Source organism: Ectobacillus panaciterrae DSM 19096, assembly GCF_000430785.1.
GTDB classification, from domain to species: Bacteria; Bacillota; Bacilli; order Bacillales; family Bacillaceae_G; genus Ectobacillus; species Ectobacillus panaciterrae.
This window is the reverse complement of record NZ_AUMR01000033.1, coordinates 59,875-77,312: the sequence shown is the minus strand read 5'-3', so window position 1 is coordinate 77,312 and position 17,438 is coordinate 59,875. Positions and strand designations below refer to the sequence as shown.

Genomic DNA, 17,438 nt, shown 5'->3' with positions numbered 1-17,438 from the left:
TTGTCTACCACAAAACAATAAGCAGTCATCTCTGACCAAACTCCTTTCGGGTATGGTTCGCTTTGCCCATGTCAACGAGAGGACATGTTTCACCGTGTTGGTTCTCATGACCTAGAGAACGGTCGTAAAGTGAAACTCACAGAGCGGCAGACTAGCGAAGCATCTGACGGTGTGTCTTGACCTGACTCGCCAACGTAGTTCATCGTGCTGAAACAGTTTTCTGCTGCTACACTCACTGGGGCTTGAAAGCAAGGAACAGACTATACAAGCCTAAAGGTCACGGTTTTATATAGTTTTTTACGATTTTATACGAAATAAAATCAACTGTTCACAGCTCCTCTGAATCCGGATAGGCAGTGGAGTGAACGAGTGAAAATCCTTTAAGCCGTTCGCTGTAACGCTCAGCAAAAGCAAGGACGATATATCCGCCTAAGGAATGGCTAAATATGGTAGCTTTGTCTGTCTCGAGCTTGTCCAACAGGTGTTTTATATCCTCTGCCATATCTTGAATGGAGTAATCACTCTCTGTAACGCTCGATTTTCCGTGTCCCCGAAGATCAGGAGCGATAACACGGCAATTTTTTGCCAGCTCAGGAATTACCTTTTCCCAGTAAGCATGGCTGCCGCAAAAACCGTGCAACAATACAATCGGCTCTCCATTTCCTTCGTCTGCGTATGATATAGTTGCATTCGGTAACGCAAGTGTTTTTGTATTCATATTGATTCAGCTCCTATCCTTTTATGTATATCCTTACAAACTAGAATAACATTTGCTTACAGGAGTTTTCCAACAATAATAGTTGTATATAACGAACATACATCCTATGTAAAACGATAGAACCCCAAGCTGTCATCAGCTGGGGTTCTGAGGTGTTATTTCTGCAATTGCTTTAAAAAAGCTGTAAGATCTTGCTGCACCTTCTGCACTAAGTCTTTTATTTTTTGTACATCGAGTGTTGGCTTGCCTGTTTCTGCAATGAGCGGGTATAAGTTATCCTCAATCTTTTTATACTGATCCGGATATCGGTTCTCTACCTCACCTTCGAATTCGTCCCACTTTTGAGCAATGGTTTTGCCGAATTTGTTGATTGCGTCTTGCCCGGCAGCTGTCTTTAAATACTCATCCAGCCTTTGCACCTCTTGCATGACGTCTTTGATACCGTTAATAATTTCAGTTTGATCTGTAGCATTTACCTCTGCTGCCTCTTTTTGCGGAGCTGGCTGACTGATTTCGTTCTTAGCATTACAGCCTGTAACAGATAAAATTGCCGTTGCCGCGATAACGTACATCCACTTGCTTTTTTCCATTCTATTCCCTCCTTGTCACTGTCTGTTCTGTCCAAATTTCCACTGATTCATACCACACAAATTCTTTCGCAAAAGGTTGTATACTTGTCCAATCATGCAAGCCTCTTTTTACATACAATGGTACCCGGCAAATGAGCGGCATTGTATTTGCAAGTTACTATATAAGAGGTGACCGAATGGATAATCAGCAATTTATTGATACAATCGCAGCGTACGCTGTCATAAGCATGAAAAATTCCAAAATTCTTGCTTCCTTAACGATTGCACAAGCTATTTTGGAAAGCGGCTGGGGGAAATCCGATCTTGCTGTGAATGGGGACAATTTGTTTGGCATAAAAGGTGAAGGGCCGGCAGGAGAAATCAAGCTGTTGACGGATCTGAATCTTCGAAGCGGTCCGGGCATGCAATACACTGTCATTCGTGTGATGAAAGCAGGAGAAGCGGTAAATGGTTTTTACAACCTTGGCGGGAATGAGTGGTGTTCGGCAAATCCTTCATATGTTGCTTTTAAACCATATTATAGGGTAAAAGTAACAGCAGAAGCTTTAAATGTAAGAACAGGACCAGACGTTAAGTATTCTATTGTAAAGCAAATCAAACAAAACGAGATATATCAAACATTTGATTACGTAGATGGCTGGTATAAGATTGGGACGGATCAGTGGATTTCAGGGGCTTATGTTGTGCGTGTTTAATAGAAGTTTTATAACAGCAGGCTGATGAATACAACCATCAGCCTGCTGCCTGTATTTATGAGCATATGACAGCACGACGCTGCAAAACCACGAAACAAGCATTAAAACAGTTAAGAATACCTTTCACCCAGCACATCTAAAAAGTGCTTTAAAATTCTTGCAGTCAATCCCCAAATGACTTTTCCTTCATAATGATAAAAATATTCATTCATGCTTCGAGTTTGCCAATTGTAATTTTCTCCTCCCGCAATTAAATCAAAAGGAAAGTTTTGTTCCGGTTCCACTTTATAATTGGTTTTATAAATGGCGGGCTTTTCTATTTGGAGTTGTGTAAGAGGTACGGTAAATATCTCTCCCACTTCAGATGGGTTTAGTTGTATTTCATAAGAATCTGCAATCACTCCGACATAAGGGTAAATGATTGTGCCAAACGGCGAAACCATATAGTCTAATGCAAAAACGTTTGTAACGGCGCTCTTAGGCAATCCTAATTCTTCTGATGTTTCGCGAATAGCCGCATGCTGCGGATTTTTGTCGCTTTCATCAATTCTTCCGCCTGGAAAACAAATTTCACCAGGCTGTCTTCTTAAATTAGCAGACCTGACTTCGAATAGAATGTGTATTTCGTTATTTTTTTTTATGAGCGGCAAAAGCACCGCAAATTTTGAAAACTGTTCCATTCCTAAAATAGCGGGAGTTCGGGCGCTTAGTTTTGCTATCAGCTTTTCAATGTCCATTTTTTCACCTCAAGTATGTTTCTTTCGCACCTCAAGCCTTCTATCAGTTCAGCCAAGGGAACCCGAATTCAAGTGTTAGCTAAGGGGTTCATACAAATCATTTCTTCATACATGGAGGAGCTTCCTTCATTTGCGTGTATATTCTGGAACATAATTTAGATAATCCTTAATAAAAAATGAGGCTGATGATCTCTGTCATCAGCCTCATTTTTTATTATGCAAGAAGTTCAACTGTGTCTCCTGACTTTAGGCCAGCTGCATTTGCCTCATCCGTATCGATATGCATATCAAGAGCGTATGTATCTTTCACGCGAATTAACACTTTGTCAAATATTAATCCTCTTTCGCCGGCTGTTTTTATGCTCACATATTGCCCGTCATCTACGCCAAAGGATTTCGCATCATCCGGAGTCATATGGATGTGCCGCTGGGCTATGATGACTCCGTTTGGAATTTCAACTTCCCCTTGCGGCCCGATGATGGTGAGCCCGGGTGTTCCTTCAATCTTTCCAGAAGGCCGAACAGGCGGTTTTATACCGAGGGTAAAGGAATCTGTTTTGGATATTTCAACTTGCGTGATGCTGCGAACAGGACCTAAAATACGAACATTTTTAATTTCTGACTTTTGCGTACGGATTGTAACAGTTTCTTCCGCGGCAAATTCACCGGGCTGAGACAGTTCTTTAAGTACTTTCAGTTTGTAATCTGTTCCGAAAAGCTGTTGAAGATGCTCTTCTTTTACATGCACATGTCGATTGGATACACCTACTGGAATTCCATTCATCCTCATCTCTCCTATATCACAGCTTTATTTGTGTTATTGTTAGTTTAGCTTCTATACATATAATCAGCTATGTTCTTTAGGCATTCATCTTATGAGTCTGAATCCATAAGTCTTTTATGGATCCAAATGGCGGCTTGGGATCCGTCTCCCATTGCAATCGTTGCTTGTTCTGAATGGTTCACAATATCACCGGCTGCCCATACGCCTTTTACAGATGTTTCTTTCGTTCTAGCATTCACCATGACGTGCTGTTTCTCATTCAGCTCTATCCCTAGCGAGTCTGCTAATTTCGTGCGCACCTGATTCCCGCCAAATGCGATAAATGCCCGCTCAGCATGTACATAACCTTCCCTTTCGAGCAACACACCTCGTATAAGAGAAGGCGAAGCTATATCAACTTCTATGATTGCATCTTCTATATAGGCAATGCCTTTAGTTTTCAGTTCATTTAATATAGCGGGATCTACTTTTTCTTTGTCATGATTCACATACGTAATATCATCCGTCCAGTATGTTAGGACAGCAGCTAATTTTGCCCCTGTGTTTCCGGAACCGAGCACAACGGTTTTTTTATTGGAGACTTCATACCCGTCGCAGTCTGGACAAATATATATGCTGATGCCTAAACACGCTTTTAGGTTTTTTATATCAGGTATTCTGTCCTTTACGCCGGTTGCGAGCAAAACTGTGTGCGCCTTGAATTCCGCTTGCTTTTTTGTTTTAATCAACATGCCGCTTCCGCAACGTTCAATGCCGGTTGCGAAATCTTCTACAAATACAACACCGTATGTTTGGGCTTGCTTCTTTCCTGAACTCCTTAAATACTCGCCGCTTATCCCATCCGGCCAGCCTAACATGTTATGATAGCTTCTGCAAAGCACAGAGCGCCCTTCGTTACAATCCAATATGAGTACGCTGTGCTTGTATCTTCCTAACTGAATCGCTGCTTGCAGGCCGGCAATTCCGCCGCCGATAATGAGACAATCATATATTGCGTTCATAACTTTTCACCTTTTCGTGGATGATGTGTGAACAGAAAACTCCTTCAAAAGGCTGAAGGAGTTTTTCCGGTTAATGCCGTTGCTGCTGCAGTTCGCTCACGCATTCCTGCACAATTGTAACCGCTTGACTCATAGCCGCTCCGCCAGCAAATGCAGCTGCAACGCCGCATGCTTCTAAAATTTGCTCCTCGGAGCACCCTTGATCGATACAGCCTTTTGTGTGGTAAATCGTACAATACTCATCTTGCGTAGCTAAGCTAATGCCGAGCGCAATCAGCTGTTTTTCACGCTGTGTCAGCGTTCCTTCGCTGAAGCATGCTTCTGTAAATGCATTATAAGCTTGAGCGATTTCAGGCGTCTTTTGCGTAAATTTTCCTAGTCCTTCTTTGTAGTGATACAATGACTGTTCGACAGAACTTTGAAATTGCTGTTCCAAACGACTCACTCCGTTTCAATAATTTCTTATCACGCCTTAGTATGCTTTGAAATGGAAATTGTATGTTATGAGATTGAAAAATTCGGATGAGAATAGGAAACGCTCTTTAAGACATATTAAGTTTGTACTTCTAATGGAGGTGAAACGGTTTGAAAAATGAAGAGTGGATTTCAGAAGCATTAACCGATGCATATACAAGCGGATCGGATTCTCTTTCTGCTCATGCGCACGCAAAGAAACGCCGCTCCCAGGAGGAAGAGCCGCTTGCACATGAACGCAAGGAAAATAACACTCGCGGCTGATTCCCTCAAGCCGCGGGTGTTATTTGTGGAAATATAAAATCTCTATCGTATACGTTCAGTATAAAAAATGTGATGTTAATGAAGCCGAATAAGTAAACAGCTCTAACAGCTTACCTGGACAGCAAAGGATCAACACCATCAAATGCCGGGTACTGTTCAGGATGAATCAATGCAGCAAGCTTCTTCAATCCAACGAGCAGACGCGGAGAAGGACGGCAGTACAGCCATTCTTCTAACACATGTATTTGATTGAGCTGAACAGCGTGCATATCCGGCCATCCCGGTCTTTTTAGCACAGCCGAAGGATTTACTTTGTTAGTTTGCACACCGACCCACGCTAAACAAATATGATCAGGGTTTTTCCTTTTCACTTCTTCCCAGTCAGTTTGAATACTAGGATCCTCTTTATCTGCAAACACATTCAAGCCGCCGGCAAGTGCACTGATTTCAGTGAGCCAGTTGGGTTTGCCTGGCGTAAACACAGGCTTCGGCCACCATTCCCAATACAAGGTACGCTTTATCGCGATAGAGTCCGCAATGCTTCGGTATTGCTCAATACAAGCGTTGTACTCATGAACTGCTTTTTCTGCATGCTTCCTTACATCCAAGGCATCTCCTAATGCCAGCAAATCTTTGGCGATTTCCTCAAGCGAGTTGGGATTCAGCACAATATACGGCAGCTTTCTTTTTTCGAGCTCGGCGATGTTCCTCTCCATTCCCGGCACGCTTAAAGATGCGATAACCAAATCCGGATTTAATTCCTCAACCTTTTCCATATCAATATGTAAATCTGGGCCTAAACGGGGCAGGCCATGCACTTCAGCCGGCCAATCGGAGTAATCGTCAACGCCGACTAATTTGTCTAGGCAGCCTAAATAGGCGACCAATTCTGTATTACTCGGACAGAGAGAAACGATTTTCATGTTTTATCACCTGCGTTTCTTTACTGGATTGCACTAGGTGCATATATCAAAATTTCATTGGCTCTTACAATTACCTTCCCGCCTACAGAAGCATGACCCTTGCCTAAAATAAATCCCTTTCTGCACCATATAAAGATTCTTTGGAATAAGCGCCGAATCACACGAATGTTATAGTTCTACAATAAATATATAAATCCTTTTTTGACTGGGATGCGAAACGATATAAACAAAAAAAGCGTTTGGAAAAGACCATCCAAACGCTTCTTGTATTATTTTTTCATTTGGTCATTCGACTGATCTTCCTGTTCTTTCTTCAGTTCATTCTTTTCGTCCTTAGGCAGTTGTTTGTCGTTTCGTTTTGTCGGTTCTGTATTTTTGTGTTCTAGTATATCTTTTGAAACTTGCGGCATAACACGGCCGATAATGGCTGCAAATTCTTCCATGACGCCTTCCGGGCGCCCTTTTTGAATTTGTTTGCCCATTTCTTTGATTCTTTGGTAGGTGTCGACATCCGCAATGACTACTGCACTTGCTCCGTGCGGGTCATGCTTGATGCTTTCTGCCACTGTATACTTTATGGATTCTACGCGGGTACGATCCAATTTTGCGTTTACATCAATCCCAACGATTGCATATGGGCCGATTACTACTGCCTTTGCATCTTTTACATTCGGGATGCTAGATGCCAGTTTCGCTAAATGGTCTGCGGCCCGCGGATTTGACTTATACTTTTCAGGTTTATATGTTGTATTTTTTACACGGACCGTTTTGTGATCACCATAAGCTATTTTTTGATGCTCTGTTTTCGGTCCGCAGCCTGCAAAAACGAGCACGGCGAATAAAAAAATGAGAATTCTCAAGGTTGCGCCTCCTTATGTGGATGGGTCAATCGTATTTCGCTTCCACATTTTGTAGTTTTTTCACCTGTTCTTCCATAGCGGTATCTGCATTAATAAAGATTTGATATGTGTCATTGCCAAGCGTCCCGACAAATTCGTAGCAAAGCACTTCTTTATTCAAATTATTTACAATCATAGCCTGGCGCTCTTCCATTACTTTTAAGTTCGGATTGATTTTCTTCCGTGCTTCTGCCGCTGACAGCTTAGGTTTTGGGATAGAACGTTTTGCATGAGACGCTAAATAATCTTTTGCAGAAAAGCCGACAACGCTTCCGTCATCAAGCGCGATTTTCATGTTCACAGATTCAGGATAAATCCTTACCCCGTTTATGTTTGTCACATATGTAAATACGCCGACAGAATCATATTGGGAGCTTTCATACAGCTCCATGTTTTGAAACTTATTGCGTTTTAAAAACTTTAATCCGTTGGCAGCAGCTGTGTTTAAATCTATTTTTTGCCCTTGAATGTCACGATTGTTAATGACCCAAACGGGATAGCCGCCTTTTTCCGTAATATCCATGTACGTGTCGCTTTTCGTGTTTGGCTGTGCAATAGTTAAGCTGTAATAACGGTCTTTTTTCTTTTGGCCTGTTTCTTCTACTTTTATTTGCTCTGAACCTTTTAATCCAAGAAAGTTTCGAGCAATTTCCTTCGCCTGTTCTTTTGTAATTTTGTTCCCTTCTATACGTGAAAGCCCTTTTCGCTCCTTCTCAAAGCTTGTGAACGTTGGTCCGAAATCGGCTTCCGTATAGGAATTGACATTTTTCTCTACCGTTTTAAAACCATCAATAATGGTGTTGTCAGAGGGCTTATGATCTGCCGCGAGAGCGAGTTCCACGTCCATCCATCGCAGATTGTTTTTCAGCACTAAATGCTGCACATTTCGCAATTCACCCTGGATATCCGCTGCCCTTGTATACAGCTTTTGAAGCGTATCATACTCCTGATTGTTCAAAGGCTCTTTTTCTAAATCCCGAACGGCAGTCCGATAGCTGAAGTCTCCGATATTTGCTAAAAATTCTTCTGTTTTATTAAAAGGTAACAGCGTAAGCGGCAGCTGCCCCACATTGGAACGTGCTTCAGACGTAATGCGCCACACTTCCGCAAGTGCCGGAGAAAGAGATGTTCTTGAATTCATGGCTAAAGTCGTTCCGATTTTATCATGCAGCAAATCAACTTTATATGTTAACTCATGGAAGGCACGCTGATAGTTGTTTTCCGCATGAATCAACACGGCGTTTTTCTCATGGTGCTCTAAATACCCCCAATAACCTGTCCCTGCTACTACAATCGTTAACGCAACAATTAATAAACCTCTAAGCATCTTGCACGCCCCTTCTATCGGCAAAAAATATGCCGGCCGATTTTTTTAATTTGCGGACGGCTCCAAATCCAGCCGCTTGTCGCAGTATCAGGGTTGAAATAATAAATGGCGTTTCCAGTCGGGTCCCAACCGTTAATGGCATCCAGCACTGCTTTTTTCGCCGTTTCGTTTGGGGTTAAATAGATTTGTCCATCGGCGACTGCCGTGAATGCTCTTGGCTCAAAAATGACACCCGCTACCGTTTTCGGAAAGGAAGGACTGCTCACACGGTTCAAAATAACTGCCGCAACTGCAACTTGACCGATATACGGCTCACCGCGTGATTCTCCGTATACCGCATTTGCCATGAGCCGAATATCGTTTTGGGAGTAACCATTTGGAACGTTGGTGCCCTGCGGTTTAGGTGCGTTGTTCGCTGTATTGCCTGACGAGCTCGGTTTTTCATACTTTGTTGCTTTAACAAGCTTTTCCTTCGTTTTTTGGCCTGCGATCCCGTCAACAGGAAGACCGAATTTATCTTGAAAATTCCGCAGCGCCCAATATGTGCTCCATCCAAACACACCATCTACCTTACCTGTATAAAAGCCGTTGTATTTCAGACGAGATTGCAGTTCAATGACATCTTCTCCGACGGCTCCTTTTTGAATTACTTGATTCGTGAACGCCTGCACTTCCTTTCCTTGCCCGCTGCTTGCTAAAAACATAACAGAAGAGAAAAGAACGATAAGCGGCGCCTTGAAGAAAGTATGTTTCTGCATACGTAAGCCTCCTAACTATTTCAGTCGTTATACAGGTATTTTTTTGTAAAAGATGAGGTTTTATGTAAAGAAAACAAAAAAAACCAGGCTATGTATGTGCCTGGCTTCCTTTAAAGAGAATGTGATGTCTTTTCCATCGCTTGTTTCACGCCTGTACCGAGCTTCTGTGCATCACCCATGCCTTGAAAATGAAGGTAAATCATGTGCGGCTGTTCGCCAATCATATGGTTATGGATTGCTGAAACCTCTACACCGGCACTGCGCAACGCATCCACGACAGGCTGTACTTCATTTTCCAAAAGCGCAAATTCTCCCATCACATATGTTTGCTTGCCGATTGTTTGAAAATTTGCATTTAACTCAAGCTCCATCATTTCCGGCGATAAAATATGTCCCATATGCTTGACCTTTAATTCTTTTCTCGCAACCTCCACTCGGCATACCCCATCATCAAATTCTACTTTATCCCCGAATATGGGCTTTAAAGACTGACACTTGTCTTCATTTGCGGCAAAGCTGTTACTCGGAATAAGAGTTAAAAAAACGATGAAACATACTGCTATTTTTCGTAACATCGTGATCTCTCCTTGCTGTTTTTACTTTTATTATCTTTATTTTTGGTAAAATTATGTAATTACCTACAGTTAAGAGAGATGATAAATTGTTGTTTTAAATGCTCTATAAATATTTGCAGCGGAACGAGTCCTTTCCTTGGCATATGACTGCTGATGACTGCTGTAAGATGCAAATCGGGAACGATGATAACATATTGACCTGCATACCCGAGCGCAAAGTACACTTTATAAGGAACATCAAAACCAGGCTTGTCCATCACCCACCAGTGAAAGCCATATGAGGCGATGCGCTCATATGTTGTAAACAATGGCTCGCAAGACTGTTGAATCCAATCGGGAGATACGATTTGTTGACCTTTCCACTCGCCATTATGCAAATATAACAAGCCAAGCTTCAACAAATCCTCGGCTTTCATCTTCATTCCGAAGCCGCCGATTGATATGCCTTGCGGGTCCTGCTCCCATTCATAATCTGTTATATTTAGCGGCCCAAATAAATATTTATCTGCAAATTGTGCCGCACATATCCCTGTTGCATGTTGAAGCATATAGCTTAAGAGATGAGAAGAACCGGAGTTGTAGTTCATTTTCGTGCCCGGCTGTTCGACTAAAGGTCTTTTCAGCACATAATTCGTCCAATTTACAGAACGGACGAAAAAGGTCGGAAATTTCACACCGTTACCGAACTCTTCCCACGCTTCTCCTGTTGTCATCGTAAGCAACTGATACATAGTTAAACCATGTTTTTCTTTAGGGAGCTTTGGAAAAAACGCCGTAAGCGGCGTATGTATACTTTCGATATAGCCTTTATCAATGGCTATCCCTATAAGGGTGGCCGTAATGCTTTTTGTGATGGAGTTGATTTTATTGAGCTGATTCGGACAATTTTCTGTCCTGTAATATTCCATTACGAGCTTGCCGTTTTGATGAACTAAAAATGTATTGATTCTGTTCTTTTTCAATTCTTTTTCTAAAGCATTAACGTTCAAGATAAGTTCCTCCATTATAAGAAACTACAGATCGATATTGTCCCTTCTAAGCAAACAGGTTGGCACTTGGGTCCCACATGAATTTCAGCAAGAAAAAAGCCAATCTCCTGTACGCTAAGGAAAAATGGCTCTTTCTTATCTTTGCGAGCTATATTTTAATAGTATGTCTTTTAGCTCTCTCTTTATGAATTAGTTTCTTATGCAGATCGCACTCGAACAGTCGGACAAGGGATGGCATATAGCCATCCCTTGTCCGACGGCGATTCATCTCCACCCTACTCATTGGGCTGCGCCCTTCCCATTCCTTGAGGATGCAGCCTTCTCGCCTACAAAAGATAAATCTATCTCAACAAAGTTTGTGAAATGTCCCGAACCCAGGTGTGTTGATGCTCCCAACACACCCATACATCACGCATCCATTCCTGGAGCATATCATCTCGATTTCCACCAGGTTTCTCTTTTAAAACATCACTAACCGTTAGCGAATAAGGTTTGCTCAGAAGTGGTAATATCGGCCATTTATTTTTTTGTTGACCGAGTAGCATATGCACACGCTGCACTTGTTTTCCAGTGAAACCTTGCTCAATCGCATAATATAATCCAATTAATGAGAAAGCTATTGTAGCTTGATTTGCTCATGCATCTACTCCTTATACCATTTTTCAAACATACTGATAAAAAAGTTTGGTGCAACCTCTCTATCCTCTTTCCACTGAAATCCGTTTTTTAAGTACAGCTTCTTTGCAGGGATGTTATCTCGTCCTGTAGCTACATGAAATATAGAATAGCCGGACTCTTCTCTCTCTAATTCTTTAAGAAGCAGCTGCGCAATCCCTTTTCTAAAATGATTCGGGTGCACAATCATTCGGCAAATGGTAAGCTCTTGTGCTTTAGATGTGTAGGAAACAGCACCTGTAAGCTCTCCGTTTTCAAAGTATCCTAGAAATGTTTCTCCGCAGGTTTGAAGGTCTTGCAAGGATTCTTGGAGTGGAGGAAGGCCATAAAAGTTAATGAGATCCGCCTCAACTAGGTAAGATGCTTTTTGAAGCTGAAACAGAGTGAACAGCAGCGTGTCATCGATTAAATCTATTTTTTGTATCATAGTTTCCGTCTCCTTTCTTTTACTGTACCGCACCGCATATAAAAAAAGAGAGCAAAATTGCTCTCTTACGTTGTTTTTGCAGGCAATACAACGTTGAATGTAGCTCCTTTATTTACTTCACTTTCGACATATATATGTCCGTTATGTCCTTCAATAATTTTAAAACTGACCATTAAACCAAGACCGTTTCCATTTTTCTTTGTTGTAAAGAACGGATCTCCAAGCTGCTTTAGCTTCTCTTCTGAGATGCCGACCCCCGTATCCTGAATGGAAATTTTCACCTCAACGCCTGTAACAGCAATTTTTACATATAAATCCCCGCCGTCTGGCATGGCTTCTATGCCGTTTTTCACGAAGTTTAAAAATACTTGCTTCAGACGATTTTCATCACATTCTGCCAAAATGGTATTCTGCTTGCAGGCAAGATGCAGATGAACGCTTTTCTTTTGGGCTTCAAATTCCATAAGCATAACAACGTCCTGTACGATCGGCACTATATTTTGATTTTTCAATTGCACGACCTTCGGTTTGGCAAGCACCAAAAAATCTTCTACAATTTCGTTAATGCGATCTGCTTCATCAAGAATGATGTCAAGATATTCCCGTCTCTCTTTATTCTCTTCATCTAACTGCAGAAATTCCGCAAAACCTTTCATAGATGTAAGAGGATTGCGGATTTCGTGTGCAATGCCTGCGGCCATTTGTCCAACAACAGCGAGCTTATCCTGTCGGCGCAGCAGTTCTTCTGCTTTCTTCCGTTCTGTAATGTCATTTCGAATTGCCAAATACTGATAAGGCTTGCCTTGTTTATTGACGAACGGCACAATTGTCGTTTCTACCCAGTAATGCGTCCCGTCTTTCGCTTTGTTGCGAATTTCACCTTCCCAAACGCGTCCTTGACCGATTGTTTTCCACATGTCTTTAAAAAATTCTTTAGGATGATAATTTGAATTTAAAATACGATGATCTTGGCCGATAAGTTCATCACGGCTGTATTTTGAGATTTCACAAAATTTATCATTCATACTTGTAATAACACCTTTTTGATTTGTAAATGCAACAATCGATGACTGGTCTAATGCAAATTTAATATCTTTTAAATTAATATCGCTTGCAGCCAGCCGTTTACTGATGAGAGTAGTAGAAACAACGAGGCTTCCTAAAATAATAATAGAAGCAAGCAGCATAATATACATCATAAGATTTTCGTGCATTTCACTTGAAAACTGCATGCTTTCAGAGGGTGAAAATATAACTGACCGCATTAGTAAAAAGTGACTTTCAATAATAGCGGCTGTCACGATACAAGAACTGATCGGCTTCAGCCAAATATGATGGTGCGAGTACCTTTTGTTATCAAATAAAATCCATAATGAAAAAGCAAAAGCACTGAAAATCATCATACCTGAAACAGCGAATAAAACTGCATCAAAGTTCATCCGCAGTTTCATGCCATACATGCTGATCGCATGAATAGATAAAGCTGACAAGGCCATTAAAAAGCTAGTACATAAAATGCGCTCTATACTGGGATTTTGCACATTCATCACATAAAAAGCCAACGCTGTCAATATAAGCCCTGTTATAGCGGACAAAGCGATAATGACGAGCCGAGAGGATTGGAGACCGTTCATGTCTCTGGCAAGCACACCAAAAAAGCTGGTGACCCATATGCCAATCCCCATTGAGAATACGCTTCCCAAAAATAAAAACCGTGTATTTCTCTTAGCGGTTTTTAAAAGCGACAGCAAATCAAATGCAGTAAAAGAAGCAATCATAGTTAAGATAATGGCGATAAACATTAAAATGGGGTTTACTATTTCATTCATTGATAAAGTCCTCTTCTTTTAAAATATATTTCCACATATGATTGTAATAGAAAAATTCATTGTAGGGAAGATATGGTTTACATAATAACAAGACTATGTTGTACTAGTTTGTAAAGTGGTATATAATAGAAAATAATATGAATAGAAGAACGATTGTTTTAGGGATTCCTAAAATAAAGGAGCGATATACATGAACATTACCATCTATTTTGGAAGTCATGAAGACGAAGATGTGCGTACGATGGATTGTCGTATTGACATGGATGATGAAGAAATTGTAACTGTGTCTTAGTTTAAAATAATGTGAGAGCGGCCAACCTTAGTTGGCCGCTTTTTTGTTTTTCCAAAATGAAAGTACATCTTTCCTTTTTATCCAAAATGTAGTATGATAGAAAAAAGAACATTTGTTCGTTAGTGGATATATAGAGGAAGGATGGATCACATTGAAGCAAAATAAGCGCAGAGCAAGAAAAAAACATACACCTACTATTTCAAATACAGGGTTCATCGGCTCTGTATTCCTAGATACATTAGAATTACATAGGAAGCAATACTACTTCTCCCGCAGAAGATTACATATCATACAGCACGTGCTTGACGGACTTGCACAAGCGACAAGCTCCCTCTTTGAAGAACATAACGTATCCGTACATTTATCGTGCGTTTATTTACATGAACAGCAAAAAATTGGCTTTGTCTTATCTTCCAAGCCATTTCAAAAAGCAGAAGGCATTGCGTATTTTACAAACTATTTAATTGAGAAAAAATTTTATAAAGATGAAACGGCAGAATATCTTGAAATTTTCAATACTGGCTTCATTGGAGTTGTCTTTGCAGATTTATCACATATAAACCGATTTACATTCGACTTTGAGATGAGTCTTCTTTCTAAATTAATAAAAGATATGATTGTGCCGGTTAAAGAGTTGTTTTTAAGAAACAAAATACCGGCATATATATCCGGTGTAGAGCTTGAAGAGCAAAATAAACTTGGTTTTGTGTTATCCATAAAGCCTTATGATGAAAAAGCAGAAGCGGCGCTGTATTTTGAAGCGTACTTGAAAGAGCGCGGGTTTTACATAGGCGAAGAAGATGATGAAATAGATCAGATTGTGATACGAAAGAAAATAGAAATGGTTTGATCCTTACATATTTAAACCCCTCCTGTATCACTAAGTACAGGAGGGGTTTCTTCTATTTGTTTTTTCGATCTGCACCGATAATCTTATCGATAATTCCATATTCCTTTGCTTCTTGCGCAGACATGAAATAATCTCGTTCCGTATCATATGAAATTTTTTCTACTGAATGTCCTGTGCGCTCAGCGATAATTTCATTTATTTGTTCTTTTAATTTTAAAATTCTTCTGGCAGAGATTTCAATCTCTGTTGCTTGCCCTCTTGCGCCTCCCAGAGGCTGGTGGATCATGATTTCGCTATTCGGTAATGCAAGCCGTTTTCCCGGTGTGCCGGAAAGAAGAAGAAGTGCTCCAAACGATGCAGCCAAACCGATACAGATTGTTTGGATATCAGGTTTGATAAGCTGCATCGTATCCAGGATAGCAAACCCGGCAGAAGTTGAACCGCCTGGGCTGTTAATGTAAATGGAGATATCTTTTTCCGCATTCTCCGCCTCCAGAAACAATAACTGAGCTACCACACTGCTTGCGACTTGATCATTGATCTCTTGACTGATCATGATAATTCGGTCTTTGAGAAGTCGGGAATAAATATCATACGATCTTTCTCCCGATTTTGTCTGTTCTACCACATATGGAATTGTCATAACAATGTTCCTCCATCTGTATAAATTTAAGCTGCGGATAACATGAATGCAGTTGACCCTGCGGAACGGCTTAGTATAGATAAAGGTGCTGTATGTTTGGTTGCCTTTTTCATGTTGAACAAATCAATAAGAACCTTTGGGTTTTGTTCCAATATAGATTGAATGAATACATGTATCCATTCATTTTGTTCGGTTTCCTCTTTATCCTGCCAAAACACCCCATCTTCCTGGTGCAGTGTCTGTAATCTGTTTCGAATGCGGAACAATGCTGATTTAATTGCACCCTCCGTTGCAGAGAAAATTTCGGTTAAATCAGATATGCTGTATTGAAACACTTCCTTTAGAACAAATATACCGGTTTGACGGACAGTGAAATGGGAAAGCATGGCGTCAATAACCGCATGAAGATCCGAATAGCTGGAAAGTGGATCAAAGAAGGGTTCTGTTTGCAATTGTGTCTCTTTCTTTTTCATCTTCATTTGGTCCAGCCACCGGTTGCGTGCTACTGTATATAGTAAAGAAGCAGTAATTGTTTCATTGCTGTTTCCATTTTGTATATACTTTTTTATGATCTTCGTAACGGTTTCTTGTGCCAAATCCTCCCCGTCCCAATGATTCTTCGTTAAATAGATACAATATCTCTTCAATGCTGGATAGCATTCCAACAGGATCGACATATTCAATTGTGTAAAATCCAAAAAATTATCTTTCACAGTGTTGCCAAGCTTGGTTTGCAAAGTGATCACTCCTTTAGCGCCTGTAATTAATAAACGAATACAAAGGGAGAAAAGTTACGGGGTAGTGAAAAAAAGGTAAAAATAATTGGAAAGCAAAACAAACCAGGGAATATAACCGCTGGTTTGTCGTTTGCTCAAATGAGATATGAAAGGAATTTTACTTTATCATAAATTAGGCGAGAATATCCCCACTTCAAGGAGCGGAAGCGAGTAAGTGGAGGAGGTTCATATTCACATATTACTCGGCTTCGTTCAAGAAGAATAATGCCAATGTTCCCGGACCTGCATGTGCCCCTACCGCAGCTCCGATCGAATTGATAACAAATGTTTGGCATCCAAAGCGTTCCGTAATCATTTCTTGCAGTTTTTGTGCGCTTTCCAAATCATCGCCATGACTGATGCCGATTGTTTGTGTTTCTAAACCTTCTCCTCGTTCTGCCATAATCTCGACCATACGCTGCAGGACTTTTTTGCGTCCGCGCAGTTTTTCAAGCGGAATCAGCTTTCCTTCTTCGACATGCAAAAGCGGCTTAATGTTTAATAATCCGCCGATAAAGCCAGCCACCTTGCTCACTCTTCCGCCGCGCACGAGTGTTTGTAAGTCATCGACTGTAAAGATATGTTCTACATGCCCCGTCCAGAAAGATATATGCTTTAGGATATCTTCCTTAGCAGCACCTTGCTGCGCCAGCTGTGCTGCTTTTAAAACAACGAGTCCTTGCCCTATAGATGCACATTTTGTGTCCACAACGTCTAAGTCGATTTGCGGCTGCTCTTCTTGTACGTCTTGTTTTACAAGAACTGCGGATTGATACGTACCTGACAGTTCAGATGAGAATGCTAGATAAATACATGGAATGTTTTGGGCAGCGTATTTCGTAAATGTATGATGCAGCGTTTCGTAAGACGGCAGAGATGTTTTGTAAACCTTCTCCTCACGCATGCCGGCAAACAGTTGCTTTGGTTCTAACGTCACGCCGTCAAGAAACTCTGTTTCCTGCTCGTCATACACACGAAGAGGAACCACATCAATATCATATTGAGCAAGCAGTTCTTTAGGTAAATCAGCTGCGCTGTCAGTAATAATTTTTACCGTCATTACTTTTCCCACCTCTTTCATAATAAGATATATAATATGTAATCAATAAGTTCCACCTTTCATTCTATATACAAGTGCAAAAATAAGGAAATAATTACATAGTTTCACTTATTATACATATACAACAAGCCTCCTTATTATGCAAGGAGGCT

21 protein-coding genes are annotated in these 17,438 nt (G+C 40.9%); 3 read left to right on the top strand and 18 right to left on the bottom strand.

Going from position 1 to position 17,438, the window contains the following annotated elements:
• Positions 1-328 precede the first annotated feature (328 nt).
• A complete protein-coding gene (locus H540_RS29440) occupies positions 329-718 on the bottom strand; it encodes an alpha/beta fold hydrolase (protein WP_051317056.1) in 390 nt (129 codons plus the stop codon).
• A gap of 155 nt (positions 719-873) precedes the next feature.
• Complete coding sequence (locus tag H540_RS29435) at positions 874-1,308, bottom strand: hypothetical protein (RefSeq protein ID WP_051317055.1); 435 nt, start codon at positions 1,306-1,308, stop codon at positions 874-876.
• Positions 1,309-1,484: 176 nt separating this feature from the next.
• Here H540_RS29435 and H540_RS35145 point away from each other — a divergent pair, with 176 nt between their 5' ends.
• The gene (locus tag H540_RS35145; protein WP_051317054.1) at positions 1,485-2,003 is read left to right on the top strand and encodes an SH3 domain-containing protein; all 519 of its coding nucleotides are present in this window, start codon (positions 1,485-1,487) and stop codon (positions 2,001-2,003) included.
• Between the two features lie 110 nt (positions 2,004-2,113).
• Here H540_RS35145 and H540_RS0110190 read toward each other — a convergent pair whose 3' ends face one another.
• The 4 genes from H540_RS0110190 to H540_RS0110175 all read right to left on the bottom strand — a co-directional run bounded on the left by H540_RS0110190 (position 2,114) and on the right by H540_RS0110175 (position 4,961).
• Positions 2,114-2,740 (bottom strand): NUDIX hydrolase, encoded by a 627-nt coding sequence (locus H540_RS0110190; RefSeq protein WP_028400564.1) that lies wholly within the window; start codon positions 2,738-2,740, stop codon positions 2,114-2,116.
• Between the two features lie 214 nt (positions 2,741-2,954).
• Positions 2,955-3,524 (bottom strand): phosphate propanoyltransferase, encoded by a 570-nt coding sequence (locus H540_RS0110185; protein ID WP_028400563.1) that lies wholly within the window; start codon positions 3,522-3,524, stop codon positions 2,955-2,957.
• A gap of 89 nt (positions 3,525-3,613) precedes the next feature.
• Positions 3,614-4,525 (bottom strand): NAD(P)/FAD-dependent oxidoreductase, encoded by a 912-nt coding sequence (locus H540_RS0110180; protein ID WP_028400562.1) that lies wholly within the window; start codon positions 4,523-4,525, stop codon positions 3,614-3,616.
• 70 nt (positions 4,526-4,595) lie between these two features.
• Positions 4,596-4,961 carry a carboxymuconolactone decarboxylase family protein gene (locus H540_RS0110175; protein ID WP_028400561.1) on the bottom strand — a complete coding sequence of 122 codons (366 nt, stop codon included), beginning with the start codon at positions 4,959-4,961 and terminating at the stop codon, positions 4,596-4,598.
• Positions 4,962-5,110: 149 nt separating this feature from the next.
• Between H540_RS0110175 and H540_RS33110 the strand changes: the two genes are divergently transcribed.
• Positions 5,111-5,263, top strand: coding sequence for a hypothetical protein (locus tag H540_RS33110; protein ID WP_155890999.1), 153 nt, complete (start codon positions 5,111-5,113; stop codon positions 5,261-5,263).
• 110 nt (positions 5,264-5,373) lie between these two features.
• Here H540_RS33110 and H540_RS0110165 read toward each other — a convergent pair whose 3' ends face one another.
• The 9 genes from H540_RS0110165 to H540_RS0110125 all read right to left on the bottom strand — a co-directional run bounded on the left by H540_RS0110165 (position 5,374) and on the right by H540_RS0110125 (position 13,665).
• On the bottom strand, positions 5,374-6,186 hold the full coding sequence (locus H540_RS0110165) for a cobalamin-binding protein (RefSeq protein ID WP_028400560.1): 813 nt from the start codon (positions 6,184-6,186) through the stop codon (positions 5,374-5,376).
• 269 nt (positions 6,187-6,455) lie between these two features.
• Positions 6,456-7,046, bottom strand: a complete 591-nt coding sequence (locus tag H540_RS0110160) for a YhcN/YlaJ family sporulation lipoprotein (RefSeq protein WP_081415092.1) — start codon at positions 7,044-7,046, stop codon at positions 6,456-6,458.
• Between the two features lie 25 nt (positions 7,047-7,071).
• Positions 7,072-8,412 (bottom strand): germination protein YpeB, encoded by a 1,341-nt coding sequence (gene ypeB / locus H540_RS0110155; protein ID WP_028400558.1) that lies wholly within the window; start codon positions 8,410-8,412, stop codon positions 7,072-7,074.
• A 14-nt stretch (positions 8,413-8,426) separates the two neighbouring features.
• Positions 8,427-9,116, bottom strand: a complete 690-nt coding sequence (gene sleB, locus H540_RS0110150) for a spore cortex-lytic enzyme (RefSeq protein ID WP_425388099.1) — start codon at positions 9,114-9,116, stop codon at positions 8,427-8,429.
• A gap of 164 nt (positions 9,117-9,280) precedes the next feature.
• Positions 9,281-9,745 (bottom strand): DUF1259 domain-containing protein, encoded by a 465-nt coding sequence (locus tag H540_RS29420; protein ID WP_028400556.1) that lies wholly within the window; start codon positions 9,743-9,745, stop codon positions 9,281-9,283.
• 59 nt (positions 9,746-9,804) lie between these two features.
• Entirely contained in the window at positions 9,805-10,734 is a 930-nt protein-coding gene (locus H540_RS0110140; RefSeq protein WP_028400555.1) for a serine hydrolase domain-containing protein, read from the bottom strand.
• A 341-nt stretch (positions 10,735-11,075) separates the two neighbouring features.
• The gene (locus tag H540_RS34500) at positions 11,076-11,354 is read right to left on the bottom strand and encodes a DUF5946 family protein (RefSeq protein WP_281172480.1); all 279 of its coding nucleotides are present in this window, start codon (positions 11,352-11,354) and stop codon (positions 11,076-11,078) included.
• A 23-nt stretch (positions 11,355-11,377) separates the two neighbouring features.
• A complete protein-coding gene (locus H540_RS0110130; RefSeq protein WP_028400554.1) occupies positions 11,378-11,836 on the bottom strand; it encodes a GNAT family N-acetyltransferase in 459 nt (152 codons plus the stop codon).
• A 65-nt stretch (positions 11,837-11,901) separates the two neighbouring features.
• Complete coding sequence (locus H540_RS0110125; protein WP_028400553.1) at positions 11,902-13,665, bottom strand: ATP-binding protein; 1,764 nt, start codon at positions 13,663-13,665, stop codon at positions 11,902-11,904.
• Between the two features lie 443 nt (positions 13,666-14,108).
• Here H540_RS0110125 and H540_RS0110115 point away from each other — a divergent pair, with 443 nt between their 5' ends.
• Complete coding sequence (locus H540_RS0110115; RefSeq protein WP_028400552.1) at positions 14,109-14,807, top strand: hypothetical protein; 699 nt, start codon at positions 14,109-14,111, stop codon at positions 14,805-14,807.
• Between the two features lie 52 nt (positions 14,808-14,859).
• Here H540_RS0110115 and clpP read toward each other — a convergent pair whose 3' ends face one another.
• The 3 genes from clpP to H540_RS0110100 all read right to left on the bottom strand — a co-directional run bounded on the left by clpP (position 14,860) and on the right by H540_RS0110100 (position 17,286).
• Positions 14,860-15,450, bottom strand: a complete 591-nt coding sequence (gene clpP, locus H540_RS0110110; protein WP_034670727.1) for an ATP-dependent Clp endopeptidase proteolytic subunit ClpP — start codon at positions 15,448-15,450, stop codon at positions 14,860-14,862.
• A 26-nt stretch (positions 15,451-15,476) separates the two neighbouring features.
• Positions 15,477-16,187, bottom strand: coding sequence for a sigma factor (locus H540_RS0110105; protein WP_028400550.1), 711 nt, complete (start codon positions 16,185-16,187; stop codon positions 15,477-15,479).
• 238 nt (positions 16,188-16,425) lie between these two features.
• On the bottom strand, positions 16,426-17,286 hold the full coding sequence (locus H540_RS0110100) for a DegV family protein (protein WP_028400549.1): 861 nt from the start codon (positions 17,284-17,286) through the stop codon (positions 16,426-16,428).
• Positions 17,287-17,438: the final 152 nt, after the last annotated feature.